This window comes from Sphingobium sp. SA916, assembly GCF_002894065.1.
Taxonomy (GTDB): domain Bacteria; phylum Pseudomonadota; class Alphaproteobacteria; order Sphingomonadales; family Sphingomonadaceae; genus Sphingobium; species Sphingobium fuliginis.
Genome location: NZ_LXYF01000055.1, coordinates 1 through 21,188 on the forward strand (window position 1 = coordinate 1; position 21,188 = coordinate 21,188).

Genomic DNA, 21,188 nt, shown 5'->3' on the forward strand with positions numbered 1-21,188 from the left:
GCCAATCGACATTCAGAAGATGACGAGCCGAGCCGAAGGCCACCGAAGGTAAAATGGTGGTTTTCCGTGACCCGGAGCGCAGCCTACTCAAAGTAGGTGAGCACCGGAAGCACGGAAAAGCGCCATTTGCAGGCCGTCAGGGCTGAATGTCGATTGGCTCTAAAGCCCCCGGTTGCCGGGCGACACAGGGCGCTCAGGTCTTTCTGCCGGATGGAGGCTGGACATGTTCCCGCCCCGGACCATGGTTCGGCCTGGACGGGACCAACGCTGGACAAGACAGAAGCCGAGGCAGGCATGATGCCGCTCAACCTCGTCCCTCAAGCCGTTTTAGAATTTGAAGATCGTGCCCAGATAGACGGCCTGCGCATCCTGCCGGTCGTCGGTCATCGGCGTCAGCCGTCCGGCAAAGCTGTTATTATAGCGAATGCCCGCGGTGACGTTCAGATTGCGCGTCAGCGAATAGGAACTGGCCAGATCCAGCGAATAATCCTTGTCCGCGCTGGGATTGCGGATCGTCGCGGCCGGCTCGCGGCGGCTCTCGATCAGCACCTTGGTGCTGAAACGGTCCTTGCGGCCCTGATCCAGCGAGAAATTCCTGGCGCCCGCCATCGGCTCGACGGCGACCGGGTCCAGTTCCTTGCGGCCCACCGCTTCGGGCAGGGCGAACTTGCGCCAGTTATGCGCGCTGTTCAGGCTGAAGGCGACGGGCGCGATGCTCACCGGGTCCAGCGTCCGGCTGATCGCGACGCGATCGTTCAGGTCGGCGGCGCGCACCATGACGGTGACCGAGCGCTGACCGCTGAGCGACCCGCTGGTCGGGGTGAAGCGGAAATTCTGGCGACTCGCGGACGCGGCGATCTTCGCATAGGCCGCCGCCAGGCGCGGGTCCTTCGTCGTCGGCGTGAAGGAGGAGATGCTGCCCAGCGCGCCCAGCGAAACGGGCGTTTCGGCGCGCATGCGGACAAGGTCCGTGGCCGCCCCGATGGCAGGGGACAGCATAAAGCCGGCCACGGCGACCGCCGAGCCTGCCAACGCTATATGTCCCCTTTTCAGGCGCATGTTCCGAATCTCTTCCCCGCCGACTACTTTTCTATGGTCCTTCATATACGCAAGGCTCTGGAATTGGTAGAGCGCCACCGGTTTTTTGTCGGAGCTGTTGCACGGAACACACAGGACTCGCCCCGGTTGCACGGCGGGTCGTCGTCGCGCCGTCCCGGAGTCCCCCTTGCCCATTGCCGCCGGTCCTCTATAGAAGCGGGGCGTTTACTCGTTTGATGGGACAATAATGATGGTCCGCCGCCTTTCTTCGCGCCTTTCCGCCGGTCTGCTGCTGGCTGCACTTCTGCCGCTCGCCGCCTGCGGGGGCGGCGCCAAGGACCGCCCGAAGGCGGATCTCGCCGCATCGAAGGTGACGACCATCGGCGTCAACGCCTATCTGTGGCGCGCCAGCCTCGACACTCTGTCCTTCATGCCCATGGTCCAGACGGATTCGAACGGCGGCGTGATCGTCACCGACTGGTACGCCAATCCGAACAGCCCCAATGAGCGGATGAAGCTGACCGTATCGATCCTGGACCAGGATCTGCGCGCCGATGCGCTGCGCGTCGCCGCCAGCCGCCAGGTCAGCCAGGGCGGCCAGTGGGTCGACGTGCCGGTGCAGGCCGCGACCGTGCAGAAACTGGAAGAGATCATCCTGACCAAGGCCCGCGACCTGCGCCGCATGGCGATTGCGGGCTGATCGCGGCGTCGATTTCCGTTCGCCCTGAGCCTGTCGAAGGGCCATATGTTCTTGAAGAGTAGTGCAGGGCTTCGACAGGCTCGGCCCGAACGGCACTTGAGTTAAGGATTATCCATGCAAAGGCGCTTCAACCCGCTTGAGGCCGATGCCCGCTGGCAGGCCGTCTGGGACGAGAAGCAGACGTTCAAGGCGTCCGACAGCAGCGACAAGCCGCGCAGCTATGTGCTGGAGATGTTTCCCTATCCCTCCGGGCGCATCCATATCGGCCATGTCCGCAACTATTCGATGGGCGACGTGCTGGCCCGCTTCCGCCGGATGACCGGGCATGAGGTGCTGCACCCGATGGGCTGGGACGCATTCGGCATGCCCGCCGAAAACGCCGCGATGGAGAAGAAGGTGCATCCCGGCGCCTGGACCCGCTCCAACATCGCGACGATGCGCGCGCAACTCAAGAAGCTGGGCTTCGCGCTGGACTGGAGCCGGGAACTGGCGACCTGCGAGCCGGACTATTACGGCCATGAACAGGCGCTGTTCCTGGACATGCTGGAAGCGGGCCTGGTCTATCGCAAGGAATCGGCGGTCAACTGGGACCCGGTCGACATGACCGTGCTGGCGAACGAGCAGGTAATCGACGGCAGGGGCTGGCGATCCGGCGCGCCGGTCGAAAAGCGCAAGCTGTCCCAGTGGTTCCTCAAGATCACCCAGTTCGCGGACGATCTGCTGGCGGGCCTGAAGACGCTCGACCAGTGGCCGGACAAGGTGAAGCTGATGCAGGAAAACTGGATCGGCAAGTCGGTCGGCCTGCAATTCCGCTTCAGGCTGGACGCGCCGGTCGGCGGAATCGGTGAGCTGGAGGTCTTCTCCACCCGCCCCGACACGATTTTCGGCGCCAGCTTCGCGGCCGTCGCGGCCGATCATCCGATTGCGCTCGCCCTGGCGGAAAAGGATGCGGCGCTCGCCGCCTTCGCGGAGGAATGCCGCCAGACCGGCACCGCCGCCGCCGAGATCGAGACCCAGGAAAAGAAGGGCTATGACACCGGCCGGTCGGTGATCCACCCCTTCACCGGTCGCAAGCTGCCCTTGTTCGTCGCGAACTTCGTGCTGATGGACTATGGCACCGGCGCCGTCATGGCGGTTCCGGGCCATGACCAGCGCGACCTCGACTTCGCGCGCAAATATATGCTGCCGGTCGAGCGCGTCGTCGCCGCCGAAGGCGACGAAGCCAAGGGCATTGGCGACGAGGCCTATGTCGGCCCCGGCAGGCTGGTGAATTCCGACTTCCTCAATGGCCTGGGCGTCGAGGAGGCGAAGGCGCAAGTCATCCGCCGCGCCGAAGAGGGCGGCTGGGGCACCGGCACCACCGTCTTCCGCCTGCGCGACTGGGGCGTCTCGCGCCAGCGCTATTGGGGCACGCCGATCCCCGTCATCCATTGCGAGGATTGCGGTCCCGTGGGCGTGCCCAAGGACCAGCTTCCCGTGGTCCTGCCCGAAGACGTCAGCTTCGACATTCCCGGCAATCCGCTGGACCGGCATCCGACCTGGAAGCATGTCGACTGCCCGAAATGCGGCAAGGCGGCGCGGCGCGAGACCGACACGCTGGACACCTTCGCGGATTCAAGCTGGTATTTCATCCGCTTCGCCAGCCAGCCCAAGGACAGGCCGTTCGACCGGGAAACCGTCGAGAAATGGCTGCCCGTCGGCCAATATATCGGCGGCGTGGAACATGCGATCCTGCACCTGCTCTACGCCCGTTTCTGGACCCGCGCGCTCCAGCATATGGGACAGATCGGCTTTGCCGAACCGTTCACCGGCCTCTTCACCCAGGGCATGGTGACGCATGAGACCTACAAGGCGGCTGTCCCTCTCCCGGTTCCTGCCGATTATGATGGCTCGCAGCCGGAAATGCATGCTGCAGAGGTTTGGGTTTCGCCCGCTGAGGTCGAACGCCGGGATGGCAAATGCTTCCTTGTCGGGACCGACAGTGAAGTCACCGTCGGCCGCGTCGAGAAAATGTCCAAGTCCAAGAAGAATGTCGTCGATCCGGACGACATCATCGCCCAATATGGCGCGGACGCGGTGCGCTGGTTCATGCTGTCCGACAGCCCGCCGGAGCGCGACCTGCCCTGGACCGAGGCGGGCATCGAAGGCTCCTGGCGCTTCGTCAACCGCCTGTGGCGGCTGTTCGGGGAAGCCGACAAGGCGGCAGAGGGGCAGGACAAGACGCTCGACCGCAAGCTGCACCAGACCATCGACGGCGTGGCGAAGGACATTGAGGCGCTGTCCTTCAACAAGGCAGTGGCGAAGATCTACGAACTCACCAATGCAGTCGAAAAGGCCAAGCCCTCGGCCAGCCGCAGCGCGGCGATCCGGGCGCTGGCTTTGCTGGTCGCGCCCATGACCCCCCATCTGGCCGAAGAGGCATGGGCCGACATGGGTGAGGAAGGCCTGATCGCGGACGCGGCCTGGCCGGCGGTAGATCCGGCATTGCTGGTCGAGGATGAAGTCACCATCGCCTGCCAGGTGATGGGCAAGCTGCGCGACACCATCACCGTTCCCAAGGGCACTTCCAGGGACGAGCTGGAACGTCTGGCGCTCGCCGCGCCCAATGTGGTGCGGACGCTGGACGGCGCGACGCCCAGGAAGGTGATCGTGGTGCCGGATCGTCTGGTGAATTTGGTTATCTGACAACATCCGTTCGGGCTGAGCCTGTCGAAGCTCTTTACTTCTCTTTGGGGAAGAACGGCCCTTCGACAAGCTCAGGGCGAACGGTTAAGGGTAGGTCTTATGAAGCTCTGGCCATTGCTCTTCGTCGCCCTGTCCCTCTCCGCCTGCGGCCTGCGCCCGGTCTATGGCGGGGGCGGCCACGGCCCGGTCGCGCAGGCGCTGGGCAATGTCGAGGTGCAGCCGATAGAGGGCAAGGGCGGCTGGCTGGTGCGTAATGCGCTGAACGACCGGCTGGCGGCGATGAGCGGCACCGGACCCGGATACAAGCTGGTGGTGAAGCTGGACGACAATATCAGCGGCTTCGGTCTGCGCTCCGACGCCGCCGTCACGCGCGAGCGGCGGACCCTGCGGGCGCGCTATCAGCTTATCGACGGCGCAACCGGCGCGCAGATTCTGGACGATACCGCCGGATCGGACGTCGGCATCGACGTGGTCTCCAGCGAATATGCGACCATCGCGGCGGAAGACACCGCCCTGGAACGCCTGTCGCAGACCATTGCCGACCAGATCGTCGCGCGGCTCGCCCGTTTCGCGGCGCGGGACAGATCCCGTTGAAGGCCAATCGCGGCCAGATCGAAAAGGCGCTCGACGCGCCGCCTGCCGACTGCCGCTTCTTCCTGCTCTACGGACCCGACGAAGCGGGCAGCACGGCGCTCGCCAAGCGGCTGGAGCGCGCCATGGGGCCGGAAGCGGAGCGGGTCGACCTGGACGGACCGACGCTGCGCGACGATCCGGCGCGGCTGGCGGATGAAGCGGCGTCCTTCTCCATGTTCGGGGACAAGCGCTGGATTCGCGTCACCGGCATGGGGGAGGAATCGCTGCCCGCCCTCAACGCCCTGCTGGAGGCGGAGGCGGCGGGCAATCCCGTCATCGCCATAGCGGGCGCGCTCAAGGGCACGTCGAAGCTGCTCAAGCTCGCGCTCGACCACAAGCAGACCATGGCCTTCATATCCTACCAGCCCGACGCGCGGGAGGCGGAGCAGATCGCCATCGCCATCGCGCGGGAAGGGGGGCTGCGCCTTTCGCCCGAACTGGGCCGCCGCATCGCCGATCTTGCCAATGGCGACCGCACGCTGATGGCCGGGGAGGTGGAGAAGCTGATCCTCTATCTCGACGTTGCGCCGGACCGCCCGCGCGAAGCGACGGAGGAGGCGCTGGACGCCCTTTCCGCCGACAATCCCGACAGCGACGCCGCGCCGCTGGTGAATGCCGTGCTGGGCGGCGACCTGCGCGGCATGCACCGCGAACTGGGGCGGCTGGCGGAGGCGGGAACGGCGATGGCGGCGGTGCTGCGCCCGCTGCTGGCCCGCGCCATGCTGCTCGCCAATATCCGCACCGATTTCGATGACAGCGGCCGGCTGGAAGGCGCGGTCGAGGCGGCGGGCAAGCAGGTCTTCTGGAAGGAAAAGGGCATCGTCACCCGGCAGGTCCGCATCTGGGACGCGCCCGGCATCGCCCGCGTCATCCACAGGCTCGCCCAGGCGGAGCGCGCCAGCCGGTCGGGCAGGGGGCTGGGCGACCTGATGGTCCGGCACGAACTGCTCGCCATCGCCCGCCAGGCGGCGCGGGAGCGATAGAGGTTTCTCCCGGGCGCCGCTGCCTGCGCGGGAGCGCCGTTACCCGGATCATGCTAACCGCTTGATCGCGCGCCCGCCCACCGCCATATTGCCGGGCATGGACAAGCTCAACCTGACCGACGCCGAATGGCGCGAGCGCCTTTCCCCCGAACAATATCATATTCTGCGGGAGGGCGGCACGGAACGGGCCTTCACCGGCAAATATAACAGCAACAAGGCCGATGGCCGCTATTTCTGCGCGGGTTGCGGCGCCGAACTGTTCGATGCGGACGAAAAATATGACAGCGGATCGGGCTGGCCCAGCTTCACCGCGCCGGTCGACATCGATGCGGTCGATGAAATCCGCGACACCAGCCATGGCATGATCCGCACCGAAGTCCGCTGTTCGAATTGCGGCGGGCATCTGGGCCATGTCTTCCCCGACGGTCCGGGCGTCAACGGCCTGCGCTATTGCATGAACAGCGCGTCGCTCGATTTCAAGCCGCGCGACGAAGGCGAGTGATCGTTCATCGCCGGTAAAGCGGCGCTTCCCTTGAGGATGACGGGCGATTTCGGCAGAGGCGAAATCGCGCATGACGGAGAAACTCCGGCTTTTTTGCGCGGCCTGCACGGCTTTTCCACTGGCCGCCTTTTCGTTTAGCGCATATCCGGGCGAACCATGGCACGATCAGGCAAGAGCAGCGAACCGCGGGGCAAAGTGAAGACATGGCTGGTGCGGGGCCTGAAGATCGGCCTCGTCGGCGGCCTCAGCGCGCTTGTCGCGATCGTCGTGGCGGTGGTGATCGCCTATCAGTCTCTGCCCGACTATGAATCGCTGAAATCATCGCCCAACGGCCAGATGATCCGCGTCCATGCCGCCGACGGCAGCGTCATCGTATCGCTGGGCCCCAGCTTCGGCCGCTGGCTGAGCTACGACCAGATTCCGACCGTGATGGTCGATGCGATGGTTTCGACCGAGGACAAGCGTTACTATCTGCACCCCGGCGTCGATCCCATCGGCATGGCGCGCGCCGCCTGGGTGGCGCTGGAGCGGCGCGGCAGCGGCCGGCGCTGGCAGGGCGCGTCCACCATCACCCAGCAGGTGACGCGCAACATCTTCCTCAACAACAGCTACAGCTGGGGCCGCAAGGTGCGCGAAATGGTGCTGGCCCTCGCGCTGGAGCGCAAATTCTCCAAGCGGCAGATCCTGGAACTTTATCTCAACAAGGTCTATTTCGGCGGCGGCGCCTATGGCATCGACGCGGCCAGCCGCAAATTCTTCGGCCACCCGGCCACCAGCCTGGATCTGCCCGAAGCGGCGATCGTCGCCGGTCTGGTGAAGGCGCCCTCCAGCTATTCCCCGACCGCCGACGCCGACGCCGCCATCGGCCGCGCGGGCGTGGTGCTGGAACTGATGGAGGAAAATGGCAAGATCAGCGCGGCGGAACGCGCCTCGGCCGGTCTCCAGAATGTAAGGATGGCGCCCGAACCGCCGCAGAACAGCGTCCGCTACTTCACCGACTGGGCGCTGCCGCAGCTCGACACGCTGATCGATGAGCCCAATGAGCCGCTGGAGGTCTACACCACCATCGACCTCAACATGCAGAAGGCGGCCACCGCGGCGATCCAGGCCAATGTGCCCAGCGGCACGCAGGGCGCGCTGGTTTCGCTCGACCGCGACGGCGCGGTGCGGGCGATGGTCGGCGGGCTGGACTATGTGAGCTCCAACTATAATCGCGCGACGACCGCGACGCGGCAGCCGGGTTCGGCCTGGAAGATCTTCGTCTACATGGCGGCGCTGGAGGCGGGCTATACGCCCGACACCGGCGTCACCGACAGTCCGGTCGACATCAACGGGTGGAAGCCGCGCAACAGCAATGGCCGCTTTTCCGGCGACATCGATATCCGCACCGCCTTCGCCTATTCGGTCAACACCGTGGCGGCGAAGCTGGGCGTGGAGGTCGGCTTCCCCACCGTGGCGGACATGGCGCGCCGCTTCGGCATCACCACGCCGATCAACACCCATCCCTCGATGGTGCTGGGCACGTCCGACGTGCGCCTGATCGACATGACGCGCGCCTTCGCCTCCATCGCGCGCAAGGGCGTGGCCGTGACTCCCTATGGCATCACCCGGGTGACGACCGCCGAAGGCCGCCTGCTCTACGAACATCAGGACGACACCAGCCGGGTGCTGGTCGCCCCCTGGGTCGCGGCGGGGATGACCGACCTGATGCAGACCGCCGTCAGCACCGGCACCGGCAGGGCCGCGCAGATCGGCCGCCCCGTCGCCGGCAAGACCGGCACCACCAGCAGCAACAAGGACGGCTGGTTCCTGGGCTTTTCCAGCGGCATCACCACCGGCGTCTGGATGGGCCGCGACGACGCCCGCGCCGTGGGCGTCCTCCAGGGCGGCCGGGCGCCGGCCCATGCCTTTGCCGACTATATGAAGGTCGCCGTCGCGAAACGCCCGGTCGAACAGTTCGAAACGCAGGTGACGCTGCCCGAATGGCAGCTCGAACCGGATGAGGAGGCCTATTATGGCCAGCCCGACGGCGGCACGGACAGCGGCATGATGGTCGATGAAAACGGCCTTCCCATAGAACGGGCGCAGCAGCCGCCGGAGGATGAGGAACAGCCGGACGATAGCGGGCAGGCGGCGCCCAATCCCGCCGACCGGCCGCAGCCGCCGCGTCTGGACCAGCAATGGATCGACAATGTGCTGGGCCGCAATCGGCAGCAGCCGGCGCCACATTAGGGCATGGTGCGGAAAGTCTCGCCCTGAGCCTGTCGAAGGGGGCAACCGGTTTTCCGCTTAGACCATGCCTAGAGCGTTTTCCAAGCAGATTAAATCATCTGCTGACCCGGAAAACGCGACAAAACAAAAACTTAGAGCAGTCGAGCCGATGCAATCGGATCGGAATCTGCTCTAGCCCGCCGCTCTCCGCGCCGTCGCGAAGCGTTTCCGGTCGAGCAGCCCGGTATCCGGCAGCAGGAAGTCGACCTTCCCCCTCCCGAAGTCGATCGCCACCCGGTCGAACAGCTTGAGCGCGTCGATGCCGAGCAGCAGCGCGGGCTTGTCCTGAAGCTCCAGTTCCGCGAAGGGCTGGGCATCCGCGAACATCACCGGCATCTCGTTCAGCGTGACCTGCCCCATGCGCACCCGGTCGATCAGGCCCGCCTGGCCCGACAGCGTCTCTCCCGTCACGCTGGTCAGCGTCACCAGCTTCATCGCGGGCGCCTTCTTCTTGCGCACCAGCTTGTTCATCAGCGCCATATTGCCGACGCTGACCGAAGTGCCGGTGTCCAGGATGATGCTGACCTGCATCCCGTTCACGTCGGAATCGAGCAGGATCAACTGCCCCTGGCGCCGCCGCGCTTCGACGACGATGACATTGGGGTCGCGCCAGCTCCGCTTGCTGTTGCTGATCTCCATCTGGCCCGTGCGGAAATTCAGCAGCAGCCGCTTGGCGTGCAGGCCGTCCAGTCCCAACAGTCCGGGCGCGCCGATATGCTCGCCTTCCAGCACCGGCGCCTCTATGTCGTCCACCACGGTCTTGCCGAAGCCCAGGCGCGGGACAGCCACCGTGTCCACCTCCGCCCGGCCGGTCATGCTGATCACCGTCACCCGATCCCGCAGCGGCAGCGCAAGCCGTTCGGCCAGGGCGCGGGAAATGACGGTGCGCTGCGATCCGGTGTCGACCACGAAATTCCATGGTCCCCGACCGTCGATCTGGATGGGGATGGTGATGCGGGCGTCGTCGCTGGCAATGGTGCGGATCACCGCCGGCGGCTCTTCGGGGTCCAGCGCCGGGCGATCCTGCGCCGCAAGGGGAGGGCTGGCGATCGCGATCGCGATGCCCAGAGCGGCGCGCCAGCGTCCCATCTCCCGTTCCTCCTAATTTTATTCCTGTATAGCATGAGCGCCCCGGTTCCGCCCATCCCATTTCATTCGCGGCAGGGCGCATATCGGCAATTTCCGTTCAACTGAACGGCTCAGCCACCTTGACTTGGCCTATGGCAGATCGCTAAACGCCAGACATTCTATCCCGCCCGTCCGGCGCGGGTTTCCCCGAGTCATTGCCGGGCAGACCTTCCCCATTTCTCCTTCCTCGTCTCTCATTCCATCGGACTTCACGCGAATGCACCTTAAGGATCTCAAGAAAAAAGCGCCCGCCGAACTCGTGACCATGGCGGAGGAACTGGGCGTCGAAGGCGCGTCGACCCTGCGCAAGCAGGACCTGATGTTCGCGATCCTCAAGGTCGAGGCCGACAATGGCGAGCAGATCATGGGCGAGGGCACGATAGAGGTGCTGCCCGACGGCTTCGGCTTCCTGCGCTCACCCGAAGCGAACTTCCTCGCCGGTCCCGACGACATCTATGTCTCGCCCAACCAGGTCCGCAAATTCGGCCTGCGCACCGGCGACACGGTGGAAGGCGAAATCCGCGCGCCCAAGGATGGTGAGCGTTATTTCGCGCTGACCAAGCTCATCTCGGTCAATTTCGACGATCCCGAAGTCGTCCGCCATCGCGTCAACTTCGACAATCTGACGCCGCTCTACCCGACGCAGAAGCTGACGCTCGACGCGACCGACCCGACCGTCAAGGACAAGTCGGCCCGCGTCATCGACATCGTCTCGCCGCAGGGCAAGGGCCAGCGCGCCCTGATCGTCGCGCCGCCCCGCACCGGCAAGACCGTCCTGCTCCAGAACATCGCCAAGGCGATCACCGACAACCATCCCGAAGTCTTCCTGATCGTCCTGCTGATCGACGAACGCCCCGAAGAAGTCACCGACATGCAGCGCAGCGTGAAGGGGGAGGTCGTCTCCTCGACCTTCGACGAACCGGCGCAACGCCACGTCCAGGTCGCTGAAATGGTGATCGAAAAGGCCAAGCGCCTCGTGGAACACAAGAAGGACGTGGTGATCCTGCTCGACTCGATCACCCGCCTCGGCCGCGCCTACAACACGGTGGTGCCGTCCTCGGGCAAGGTGCTGACCGGCGGCGTCGACGCCAATGCATTGCAGCGTCCCAAGCGCTTCTTCGGCGCGGCGCGCAATATCGAGGAAGGCGGTTCGCTCTCGATCATCGCCACCGCGCTGATCGACACCGGCAGCCGCATGGACGAAGTCATCTTCGAAGAGTTCAAGGGCACCGGCAACTCGGAAATCGTGCTGGACCGCAAGGTGGCGGACAAGCGCATCTTCCCGGCGCTGGACGTCGGCAAGTCCGGCACCCGCAAGGAAGAACTGCTGGTCGACAAGGCCAAGCTTTCCAAGATGTGGGTGCTGCGCCGTATCCTGATGCAGATGGGCACGGTCGACGCGATGGAATTCCTGCTCGACAAGATGAAGGATTCCAAGACCAACGAGGATTTCTTCGATTCGATGAACCAGTAAGCCGCGGCATGGGTTGTGCTTCTGCCGGAGGCGCGCATCCATTCCATCGCGCCGCCGCGATTTTTCGGGCCGTCGGACTCCGGTCTGGCGGCCCCTTTGTTTTGGGCCATATTTTCAGGGGATAGCAGGCCGTCATGATCGACCTACTCGCAACCGCCGCCGCTGCGGCTCAGGGGATCGGCTCACCCGCCGACATCTGGGCGCACATCGTCAATGATTTCAGCAATATCGGCTCGCCCGCCGCGCTGGCTGCCTTCGGCCAGGTGCTGATGATCGACGTTCTGCTGGCGGGGGACAATGCGATCGTCGTCGGCGCATTGGCGGCGGGCCTGCCTGCGGAACAGCGCAAGAAGGTGATCCTGATCGGCATCATCGCCGCGCTGGTGCTGCGCATCGGCTTCGCGCTGGTGGTGACGCAGCTGATGCAGATCGTCGGGCTGATCCTGGCGGGCGGATTGCTGCTGCTGTGGGTGGCGTTCAAGATGTGGCGCGAACTCCACCCGAAGCGGGGCGGGGACACGCCCGACACCGGCGACGACGACATATCCGGCCTGCGTCCGGCCAAGAGCTTCGCGGGCGCGGCCTGGGCGGTGGCGGTCGCTGACGTTTCGATGAGCCTCGACAATGTGCTGGCGGTGGCGGGCGCGGCGCGCGATCATCCCGGCATCCTGATCATCGGGCTGATTCTGTCCGTGGCGCTGATGGGCATCGCCGCGAACATCATCGCCAAATATATCGAGCGCTTCCGCTGGATCGCCTATCTGGGCCTGGCGGTCATCATCTATGTCGCGATCAAGATGATCTATGACGGGATTGTCGACCATCAGGTCGGCATATTGACGCTCTTCGTCTAGAGGTGGCATCCACACGGCGGGTTATGGCAGAAGGGCTCCATGCGCCCTTCAGCGCACCGATCAACCGTCCGCCGCGCCCTTGATGCCCACCGGCCGCCATGGCTGCCTGATCAGGCCGGCAGCCTTGTCGCCCAGCCACCAGCGCAGCGGAATCCGGCGCTCGGCAATGCCGGGCAGGCTCCAGACATCCCATCCCCTGGCCGGCCGGAACGGGTTGCGACGGCCATAGGCCCAAATCTCGACCCGCGTCGCGGGGGTGCTGGCCGGGCTGCGCGCATGAAAGCCGAATGTGTCGGCGATCAGCAGGGTGTTGGCGGGCACTGAATAGATGCTGGGCTGCGGCAGGCCCAAGGCCGCCAGTTCGCTGACATCGATGCGCAGCGATCCTCGGGCGGAAAGACGGCAATCGCCATCGCGCGCGCTCAGGCTGCGCTGCTTTTCCCAGGCCAGCCGCTGCGGGTCAACCGGTGCGACCCTTTCACATAGGCGAAGGGACCGGTTTCGACCGGCACGTCCTCCAGGAACAGCCATGCCTTCATCGCCGGATAGAAGGTATCGGCATGGAAAGCGAGTTGCGGATCGGGCGCGGCGTCGCGCCGCTGCGGCAGGATGGACTGGACGTAGAGCAGCGGCTCTATGTCGAAGCCGGAGACATAGCGCGACAGCGCCTGCCAGCGGCCATCCCGGCGGAAGGCTTCGAAGGCCGGAATGGCGCGCCGGGCGGCGGGGTCCAGCGCCAGCCGCCGCGTGATCGTGTCGCCCTGAACCATTTCCCGCGCCGGTCCGCGGTAGGAAAAGAGCTGTTCCTGGAGGGCGCGGAAGGTTTCTGTGGGCAGGAAATCCCGGATTTCCACGACACCGTCCCGGTCGAAAGTCGTCCGATGCTCGGGATCGACGGCATTGGCCAATCGTTTGCGGCGCCGGGCCGTCATGGCCTGCGCCGCCCGCACGCGCGCCGCGTGCAGCCCCAGCGCATTGAGCCGCGTCGAACCGATCAGCGGATTGTCGACGAAGGATTTGGCGCCGGTGAAAAGCTGGGCGAACCAGAGCGGCGCGAGCAGGGGCGCAAAGGCATTCATCGACCGCGCCTTGCCATTCCGGTGGGGTCCGGTCGAGCGGAATATGCCGCCCGCCTTGAAAAACAATGCGTTTCCAATGATGTGACGTGCACTGTCATCCGACCGATACCGACGCAAACCGCTTCCAGCCCTGCCTGCGGCAGTCAGGGGATCAGGAGCGTGCTTCCCGTGGTTTGCCGCGCCTCCAGCGCGCGGTGCGCGTCGGCGGCATCCGCCAGGGCAAAGCGCTGGCCGACGACGGTCCTTACCACGCCCCGCGCCATGCGGTCGAACAGCCTTTCGGCCGTCCGCGCCAACTCTTCGGGAGTAGCGATATAGTCGAACAGGGTCGGGCGGGTGACATAAAGCGACCCACCCCGGCTGAGTTCGAGCAGGCTGATCGGCGGCACCGCGCCGGACGCATTGCCATAGCTCACCATCAGGCCGCGCCGCTTGAGCGACGCCAGCGACGCACTCCAGCTATCCTTGCCCACGCCGTCATAAACGACATCCACTCCACGCCCGCCGGTGATCTCCCGCACGGTGGAGGCCAGGCTGTCGAAGCTCCCATAAAGGCTATGTTCGGCATCCACCTTCGCCGCCTTCTCCGCCGATCCGCAATGGGCGATCACCACCACGCCCTTGTCGCGCAGCCACGGCACCAGCACGGAACCGACACCGCCGGCGGCGGCATGGACCAGCGCGAACTGCCCCGCCTCCAGGGTGACGATGTCCTCCGCCAGATAGCAGGCGGTCATGCCCTTCAGCATCATCGCCGCCGCATCCTGCGTGGTGACGGCATCCGGAATCCTCACCGTCTGGTCGGCGCGCACCATCCGATGCGTGGCATAGGCGCCCAGTCCGACCGCACAGCCCACCTTGTCGCCCACGGCAAAGCCGGTGACGCCCGGACCGACGGCGGCGACATGGCCCGCACCTTCCGCGCCGATCGGCGTGGGCAACGGCGCGGGATAAAGGCCGCTGCGAAAATAGGTGTCGATGAAATTCAACCCGACAGCATCCTGCGCGATCAGCAATTCGCCTTCACCAGGCAGGCCGGGGTCGAACTCTTCCCGCGCGATCACCTCCGGCCCGCCATGCGTGCGTGCCACCATCCGCCATGCCTGCGTCATGCCTTTGCCTCCCGGTCAGAGATGGGCCGCGAAGAAATCCGCGGTCCGGCCATCGGCAAGCTGCGCCGCCGCCTCGTTGCGGCGCGCGCCCATCTCGGCGGCAAAGCCGTGATCCAGCCCCTCATAATCATGCAGGGTGACATGACGATTGTCCTTCAGTCCTTCATGCATCCTCTGCTGCACCTCGGGCGGAACGAAGCCGTCTGCGGTGGGAACATGCAGCAGCACCGGCTTGCCGATGGCATGCTGTTCCTTCAGCAGGCCGTCGATGCCGACGCCATAATAGGCCACGAACGCATCGCCATCGGTCCGGCAAGCCGACATGAACACCAGCCGCCCGCCCAGGCAATATCCGACCAGCCCGACCTTGCCGCCTTGCCCCAGTTCCTCCCGCGCGGCCTTGATCGTCGCCTCTATGTCGCGAATGCCCTGATCCTGGTTGAATTTCTGCATATGGCCGATGGCCGCCTGAAAATCCTCCGCTATGTCGGCATCCAGCTCGACATGCGGCTTCTCGCGCCAGAAGAGATCGGGCGAAAGGGCCAGATAGCCGGCCGCCGCCCAGCCATCGCATTTGCGCCGAATCCCTTCGTTCACGCCAAAGATTTCCTGGATCACCACGATCGCGGCCTTGGGCGTTCCCTGCGGCCGGGCAACATAGACATCGAACCGGGCATCGCCCTCCAGCGTGGGGATGGATGTGAATGCTGCCATGGGAAATCCTTTCCTTTTTCCTGACACTGTCGATGGCCGGCATAATGGCGGTTGCGGGGCGGAGTGCAACCATGCTTGCCGTCAAAAAATTTGCCTTGCGCGCCCTTGTTGCGGCATGAGGCGTTGTAAAGGGTGGCTGCAGCAAAGGGTAGCGGGATATGAAGGTAAGCGTGGACGTCGACTGCACTCCTGCGGAGGCCCGGGCTTTCCTGGGGCTGCCGGATGTCACCCCCATTCACGACAAATATGTGAAGACGATGCTCGACAGCTTCGACGGCGTCGCCAATGTCGAGCAGATGGAGACCCTGTTCAAGAGCTTCTCGCCCTTGGGCGATGCCGGAATGCGCCTGTTCAAGCAGATGATGGACATCGGCCTGGCCGGAATGCCGGGCAAGAATGGCGACAAGAATCCGGGCTGATCCTGCCAGGGACGGCGCGCCGTGACGGACACCATCTTTGCCCTGTCGAGCGGCGCGCCCCCTGCCGGCATTGCTGTCATCCGGATCAGCGGACCGGCGGCAGGCCGGGCGCTTCTCGCGCTGGCCGGGCAATTGCCACCACCCCGACGGGCCCGGCTGGCGTCGCTGCACGACCCCCGCGACGGCGCCTTATTGGATCGGGCTCTGATCCTGTGGTTTCCCGGACCGGATACGGCGACCGGCGAAGACCTGGCCGAACTGCATTGCCATGGCGGGCGGGCGGTCATCGCCGCGGTCGAGCAGGCGCTGGGCATGCTCGAAGGGTTGCGCCGGGCCGAAGCGGGAGAGTTCACACGCCGCGCCTTCGCCAATGGCCGCATGGATCTGAACGCGGTGGAGGGGCTGTCCGATCTGCTCGCTGCCGAGACACAGCAGCAGCGGCGCGCGGCTTTGTTGATGGCGGAAGGCCATTTTTCACGGCGGGTGGAGGGATGGCGGCGAACATTGCTCGATCTTTCCGCCATGACGGAAGCGGCGCTGGATTTCTCCGATGAGGATGATGTGCCCGATCAGGGGATGGAGGCGCGGATCGATCAGGGCGTCCATGGCCTGGCAAGGGAAGTCGAAGCCATGCTCGCCGCGCCATCGGCCGAGCGGTTGCGCGACGGCGTTCGCGTGGTTCTGGCGGGCCCGCCCAATGCGGGGAAGTCGACGCTGCTCAACCGGCTTGTCGGGCGGGAGGCGGCGATTGTGTCGGACATAGCCGGGACGACCCGCGACCGGATAGAAGTACCGGCCGCGCTGCATGGCACCGCCTTTCTTTTCACGGACACCGCCGGCCTGCGCGCCGAGGCGGACGATGCGATTGAAGCCATCGGCATGGACAGGGCGCGGGGCGCACTGGACGCGGCAGACATCATCCTCTGGTTGGGTCCGGCGGAGGAGGCTCCCCGCGCCGACGCCCTATTGGTTGCCGCCCAATGCGACCGGAACATGGCTATGGACCGCCCCGGTATTCGGCTTTCGGCCGTCACAGGAGAGGGGATGGATCGCCTGACATCCATTCTGCTCGAACGCGCCGCCGCTCTCCTGCCGGGTGAGGGCGATTATGCCCTGCACCGGCGGCAGCGGGAAGCCGGGGCGCAATTGCACCGGCATCTGAGCGCCGCCCAGGCATCGGACGATCTGCTGATCGTGGCGGAGGAGTTGCGACAGGCCCGTCAGGCCGTAGACCTGCTGACAGGACGAGCCGGTACGGAGGACATGCTCGACCACCTGTTTGCCGGATTCTGCATCGGTAAATAGCCATGTTCCACGTGGAACAGTTTTGACCGGGGCGCCCCACTTCTGTTAAGGGGGCGCGCATGCGAACAAGCTATGATGTGATCGTGGTCGGCGGCGGCCATGCAGGCTGCGAAGCGGCAGGCGCAGCGGCGCGCAAAGGGGCCTCGGTTGCGCTATTGACCTTCGACAGAGCGACGGTGGGCGCCATGTCCTGCAATCCGGCCATAGGCGGTCTGGGCAAAGGCCATCTGGTGCGGGAGGTCGACGCGCTGGACGGCTTGATCGCCCGTGCTGCCGACGCCGCTGCCATTCACTACCGCATGCTCAACAGCAGCAAGGGCGCAGCGGTTCAGGGCCCGCGCATTCAGGCGGATCGCAAACGCTATCGCGCCGAGATTCACCGCCTCCTCGACGCCCAGCCCGGACTGGAGATCGTGGAGGGAGAAGCCATCGGATTGATCCGGACGGGCGGAGCCATCGCCGGATTGTCCCTGGCCGACGGACGGATGCTCAAGGCGCCCGCCGTGGTGCTCGCGACGGGAACATTTCTGGGCGGCAAGCTCTTCCGGGGGGAAGAGACGCAGGCGGGCGGCCGTACCGGAGAGCGGGCGGCGACGGCTTTGGGGGTTCAGCTTCGCGCACTGGACCTGCCGGTTGGAAGGCTCAAGACCGGAACCCCTCCCAGAATCGACGGCCGCACCATCGATTGGGCGCGGCTTGAGGCGCAGCCTTCCGATGAGTCGGCATGGACCATGTCCGCCATGTCGCCGGGGCGGCGGCTGCCGCAATTGAGCTGCGCCATTACGCGCACCAATGAACGCACGCATGCGATCATCCGGGAAGGGCTGGGCCGCTCGCCTTTGTTCAGCGGCGCCATCGAGGGCAGGGGGCCGCGTTACTGCCCATCGATCGAGGACAAGGTGATCCGCTTCGGCGATCGCGACGGGCATCAGATATTCCTAGAGCCGGAGGGGTTGGACGACCATCTGGTCTATCCCAACGGGATCAGCACTTCGCTTCCCGCCGATGTGCAACTGTCTATGGTGCGGTCGATGGCGGGTCTGGAAAAGGCCGAAATCGTCGTGCCCGGCTATGCCGTGGAATATGACCATATCGATCCCCGCGCCCTGGATGCGACCTTGGAAGTGCGCGCCATCCCCGGTCTTTTCTGCGCGGGGCAGATCAACGGCACGACCGGTTATGAAGAGGCGGCGGCTCAAGGCCTGATCGCCGGAATCAATGCCGCAGCAAAGGCCAAGGCGGAGGAACCGCTCATTCTGGATCGGGCCAGCAGCTATATCGGCGTGATGATCGACGATCTGGTCCTGCAGGGCGTGACCGAGCCCTATCGCATGCTCACAGCCCGCGCCGAATATCGGTTGCGGCTGCGCGCCGATAATGCGGGCACCCGATTGGCCTCGCTCGGTATCTATCATGGGGTGCTCGGCAAAGAACGGACCGCCTATTATGCGGAACGCGCCGATCAGCGCTCGCTCGTGGAAGAAGAACTAGGCCGTTCCTTCTCGGCCACCGAAATGGCCAGATCGGGCGCATCCGTCCGGCAGGATGGCGCGCGCCGCACGCTGTTCGAATGGGCGAGATTTCCGGAGGTCGGGCGGGATCTGCTCTTCGCACTCGCGCCGGCATTGGCCCAAACATCCGCCGACCTGCGCGACGAGATTCTGGAAGACGCGCATTATGCGCCCTATCTGGAGAGGCAGGAGGCGGAGATTGCGGAGATGCGCCGCAATGAACGTGTTGCCATTCCGGCCGATTTCGACTTCGCTTCTATCGGCGGGCTCTCGACGGAAATGATCGAGCGGCTGGATCTGGCGCGGCCTGACACGCTTGCGGCGGCGGGACGCATTCGCGGCATAACGCCCGCGGCACTGGCGGCCCTTCTCGTTCACATCAGGCGGCGCGCCGCGTGACGGAAGAAGAAGCACGGCAATGGTTGCAGGCCCGCTTCGATGTTTCACGTGGAACATGGGAGCGGCTGGAGAGCTATGTTGCGATCCTTCTGAGGGAGATGGAGCAGCAGAACCTGATCGCTGAATCGACCCGCGCCCATATATGGGCACGGCACATTGTGGATTCCGCGCAGCTCCTGCCTTTGGCCGCGAAGGCCGGGCAGGGCAGGTGGGTCGACCTGGGTTCGGGTGCCGGCTTGCCGGCCATAGTCATTGCGATCCTCCATGAACGCCCCATCCAACTGGTGGAGTCACGGCGCAAGCGGATCGACTTTCTGAACGACGTCATCGCAGAGCTGGGCCTCTCCCATGCTCAGGTCTTTGGCGGTCGGGTAGAGACCGTTCCCGCTTCGGCGGCAGCCATCATCAGCGCCCGCGCCTATGCGCCTCTGCCCCGGCTGCTCGAATCCGCGCATCATCTGGCCGATGAAAAAACCATTTGGGTGCTTCCAAAAGGACGAAATGCGCAGAATGAACTGGAGGCGGCGACTCGATCATGGCAAGGTGCGTTCCACGTGGAACGCAGCGTGACCGATGCCGACAGCGCCATCATCGTCGCGGAGGCGGTCCGATCCGTCAGGAGGAAAGCCCGAGGATGATCCGTATTGCCATTGCCAATCAGAAGGGCGGCGTCGGAAAAACCACGACCGCCATCAATCTGGCCACAGGTCTGGCGGCCACTGGTCTTCGCGTGCTGCTGGTCGACCTTGATCCTCAGGGCAATGCGTCCACCGGACTCGGCGTCAACCAATCGGATCGCGTCCAGTCGAGCTACGACCTGCTCCTTGGCAATTGCGCGCTTGAGGATGCGGTTCTCGGCACGCGGGTTCCCAAGCTCGACATCGTTCCCGCGACACAGGATCTGTCGGGCGCAGAGATCGAACTGATCGAATATGAGGAGCGGACCCATCGGCTGGAAAGGGTCCTCGCCGAAGCCCAGCCCGGCCGTTGGGACATCTGCCTTATCGACTGCCCGCCCTCGCTCGGCCTGCTGACGATCAACGCCATGGTCGCGGCGCAGTCGCTGCTCGTGCCGCTGCAATGTGAATTTTTTGCGTTGGAAGGGCTCTCGCAACTGCTCCAGACAGTGGAACGGATTCGTGGCCGCTTCAATCCCGGCCTGTCGATCATGGGCGTGGCGCTCACCATGTACGACCGCCGCAATCGCCTGACGGATCAGGTTGCGGACGATGTGCGGGCCTGTCTGGGCGATCTCGTCTTTTCCACGGTCATCCCGCGCAATGTCCGCCTGTCGGAAGCGCCCAGCCACGGCGTGCCGGCCCTGATCTACGATTTCCGCTGCTCGGGATCGGAAGCCTATATGCGTCTGGCGCGTGAGTTGATCGCGCGCCTGCCCCGGCAGGAGGTTGCTGCTTGAATAACGAAAATGCCATGAAGTCGGTGAAGCGCCCCCACGGCCTTGGCCGGGGGCTGTCGGCACTGTTGGGAGACGTGGCGCGGGAAGAACCCGTCGCGCCGACGGCGGCCACGCCGCCGTCCACCAAGGCGATCCAGAGTATCGAAGTCGCGCTGATCCAGCCCCATCCGGAACAGCCGCGCCGCCATTTCGATGAGGGCGCGTTGCAGGAACTGGCGGACAGCATCGGCAAGCGGGGCGTCATCCAGCCGATCATCGTTCGGCCCCATGGCGGCGGTTTCCAGATCGTCGCGGGCGAGCGCCGCTGGCGCGCGGCCCAGCGCGCCCAGCTTCACCGCATCCCTGCCATCGTGCGCGATTTCGATGAGGCGGAAACGCTGGAAATCGCCCTTATCGAAAATATCCAGCGCGAAGACCTCAACCCGATCGAAGAAGCGGAAGCCTATCGCAAGCTGATCGCGGAGTTCCAGCACAGCCAGGAAGCGTTGGGCCGTCTGGTCGGCAAGTCGCGCAGCCATGTCGCGAACTTGATGCGCCTTCTCGATCTGCCCGCGCCCGTTCAGCAGCAGGTGATCGAACAAAAGCTCAGCATGGGCCATGCCCGTGCGCTGATCGGCGCGCCGGACTGCGAAAATCTGGCCCGCACCGTGGAAGCCAAGGGCCTGTCGGTGCGCGATACGGAACAACTGGTGCGCCGCGCGAAGAAGGGCGATGACGCGCCCGGCCGCAGACGGGCGGCTGCCCCGAAGGAAAACGATCCCGACATCGCGGCTCTGGAGCAGCATCTTGCCGACATATTGGGGGTGAAGGTCGACATCGACTATATGCAAGGCGGCAACGGCACGCTTTCGCTGCATTATTCGACGCTCGACCAACTGGACATGCTGTGCCAGCGCCTCTCGGGCGAGCGTATCTGAAGCTTCGCCAAAGGACCGGCGGCCGACGCATTTAGGCGCGGCGGCCA

The 21,188-nt window shown here is 65.1% G+C and carries 19 protein-coding genes and 1 pseudogene; 15 read left to right on the plus strand and 5 right to left on the minus strand.

The features are described 5' to 3' along the window. Window positions 1-327 precede the first annotated feature (327 nt). Complete coding sequence (locus A8G00_RS17195) at window positions 328-1,059, minus strand: hypothetical protein (protein WP_025551889.1); 732 nt, start codon at window positions 1,057-1,059, stop codon at window positions 328-330. A 229-nt stretch (window positions 1,060-1,288) separates the two neighbouring features. Here A8G00_RS17195 and A8G00_RS17200 point away from each other — a divergent pair, with 229 nt between their 5' ends. The 6 genes from A8G00_RS17200 (at window position 1,289) to A8G00_RS17225 (ending at window position 8,773) form a co-directional block, all read left to right on the plus strand. Beyond that, on the plus strand, window positions 1,289-1,738 hold the full coding sequence (locus A8G00_RS17200) for a DUF3576 domain-containing protein (RefSeq protein ID WP_025160613.1): 450 nt from the start codon (window positions 1,289-1,291) through the stop codon (window positions 1,736-1,738). A gap of 114 nt (window positions 1,739-1,852) precedes the next feature. Further along, window positions 1,853-4,423: a leucine--tRNA ligase gene (leuS, locus tag A8G00_RS17205; protein WP_025551886.1), complete on the plus strand. Its 2,571-nt coding sequence runs from the start codon at window positions 1,853-1,855 to the stop codon at window positions 4,421-4,423. A 99-nt stretch (window positions 4,424-4,522) separates the two neighbouring features. Further along, the gene (gene lptE, locus A8G00_RS17210; RefSeq protein WP_103001246.1) at window positions 4,523-5,017 is read left to right on the plus strand and encodes an LPS assembly lipoprotein LptE; all 495 of its coding nucleotides are present in this window, start codon (window positions 4,523-4,525) and stop codon (window positions 5,015-5,017) included. Beyond that, complete coding sequence (gene holA, locus A8G00_RS17215) at window positions 5,014-6,039, plus strand: DNA polymerase III subunit delta (protein ID WP_103001247.1); 1,026 nt, start codon at window positions 5,014-5,016, stop codon at window positions 6,037-6,039. Before lptE ends, holA begins: the two co-directional genes overlap by 4 nt. 97 nt (window positions 6,040-6,136) lie before the next feature. Beyond that, entirely contained in the window at window positions 6,137-6,541 is a 405-nt protein-coding gene (msrB, locus tag A8G00_RS17220) for a peptide-methionine (R)-S-oxide reductase MsrB (protein WP_044662858.1), read from the plus strand. 156 nt (window positions 6,542-6,697) lie between these two features. After that, entirely contained in the window at window positions 6,698-8,773 is a 2,076-nt protein-coding gene (locus A8G00_RS17225; protein WP_048577326.1) for a transglycosylase domain-containing protein, read from the plus strand. A 171-nt stretch (window positions 8,774-8,944) separates the two neighbouring features. Here A8G00_RS17225 and A8G00_RS17230 read toward each other — a convergent pair whose 3' ends face one another. After that, a complete protein-coding gene (locus tag A8G00_RS17230) occupies window positions 8,945-9,901 on the minus strand; it encodes an aspartyl protease family protein (RefSeq protein ID WP_025551146.1) in 957 nt (318 codons plus the stop codon). Between the two features lie 256 nt (window positions 9,902-10,157). On the opposite strand from A8G00_RS17230, the gene rho reads away from it, so the two are divergent. Both rho and A8G00_RS17240 read left to right on the plus strand, forming a co-directional pair. After that, window positions 10,158-11,414, plus strand: coding sequence for a transcription termination factor Rho (rho, locus tag A8G00_RS17235; RefSeq protein ID WP_007689303.1), 1,257 nt, complete (start codon window positions 10,158-10,160; stop codon window positions 11,412-11,414). Between the two features lie 134 nt (window positions 11,415-11,548). Then, window positions 11,549-12,268 (plus strand): YjbE family putative metal transport protein, encoded by a 720-nt coding sequence (locus A8G00_RS17240; RefSeq protein WP_025551148.1) that lies wholly within the window; start codon window positions 11,549-11,551, stop codon window positions 12,266-12,268. Between the two features lie 60 nt (window positions 12,269-12,328). Here A8G00_RS17240 and A8G00_RS17245 read toward each other — a convergent pair. The 3 genes and pseudogenes from A8G00_RS17245 to A8G00_RS17255 all read right to left on the minus strand — a co-directional run bounded on the left by A8G00_RS17245 (window position 12,329) and on the right by A8G00_RS17255 (window position 15,173). Further along, a pseudogene (locus A8G00_RS17245) lies at window positions 12,329-13,347 on the minus strand (phytanoyl-CoA dioxygenase family protein). A 143-nt stretch (window positions 13,348-13,490) separates the two neighbouring features. Further along, window positions 13,491-14,459 (minus strand): quinone oxidoreductase, encoded by a 969-nt coding sequence (locus A8G00_RS17250; RefSeq protein WP_216365634.1) that lies wholly within the window; start codon window positions 14,457-14,459, stop codon window positions 13,491-13,493. A 15-nt stretch (window positions 14,460-14,474) separates the two neighbouring features. Continuing rightward, a complete protein-coding gene (locus tag A8G00_RS17255) occupies window positions 14,475-15,173 on the minus strand; it encodes a dienelactone hydrolase family protein (protein WP_103001249.1) in 699 nt (232 codons plus the stop codon). Between A8G00_RS17255 and A8G00_RS25810 the strand changes: the two genes are divergently transcribed. Genes A8G00_RS25810 through A8G00_RS17285 form a run of 7 tightly spaced genes read left to right on the plus strand, consistent with a single transcriptional unit; the run spans window position 15,164 to window position 21,141 of the window. Next, complete coding sequence (locus A8G00_RS25810) at window positions 15,164-15,292, plus strand: hypothetical protein (protein ID WP_257554871.1); 129 nt, start codon at window positions 15,164-15,166, stop codon at window positions 15,290-15,292. The two genes, A8G00_RS17255 and A8G00_RS25810, sit on opposite strands and share 10 nt — an antisense overlap. 39 nt (window positions 15,293-15,331) lie before the next feature. Further along, entirely contained in the window at window positions 15,332-15,592 is a 261-nt protein-coding gene (locus A8G00_RS17260; RefSeq protein ID WP_025551156.1) for a DUF6489 family protein, read from the plus strand. 21 nt (window positions 15,593-15,613) lie between these two features. Beyond that, entirely contained in the window at window positions 15,614-16,897 is a 1,284-nt protein-coding gene (gene mnmE / locus A8G00_RS17265) for a tRNA uridine-5-carboxymethylaminomethyl(34) synthesis GTPase MnmE (RefSeq protein WP_103001250.1), read from the plus strand. 59 nt (window positions 16,898-16,956) lie between these two features. Continuing rightward, complete coding sequence (mnmG, locus tag A8G00_RS17270) at window positions 16,957-18,807, plus strand: tRNA uridine-5-carboxymethylaminomethyl(34) synthesis enzyme MnmG (RefSeq protein ID WP_103001251.1); 1,851 nt, start codon at window positions 16,957-16,959, stop codon at window positions 18,805-18,807. Next, window positions 18,804-19,445, plus strand: a complete 642-nt coding sequence (gene rsmG, locus A8G00_RS17275; RefSeq protein ID WP_103001252.1) for a 16S rRNA (guanine(527)-N(7))-methyltransferase RsmG — start codon at window positions 18,804-18,806, stop codon at window positions 19,443-19,445. The genes mnmG and rsmG overlap by 4 nt, the downstream gene beginning before the upstream one ends. Then, a complete protein-coding gene (locus A8G00_RS17280) occupies window positions 19,442-20,224 on the plus strand; it encodes a ParA family protein (protein WP_025551164.1) in 783 nt (260 codons plus the stop codon). The genes rsmG and A8G00_RS17280 overlap by 4 nt, the downstream gene beginning before the upstream one ends. Further along, complete coding sequence (locus tag A8G00_RS17285) at window positions 20,221-21,141, plus strand: ParB/RepB/Spo0J family partition protein (RefSeq protein ID WP_103001253.1); 921 nt, start codon at window positions 20,221-20,223, stop codon at window positions 21,139-21,141. Before A8G00_RS17280 ends, A8G00_RS17285 begins: the two co-directional genes overlap by 4 nt. The last annotated feature ends 47 nt before the right edge of the window (window positions 21,142-21,188 follow it).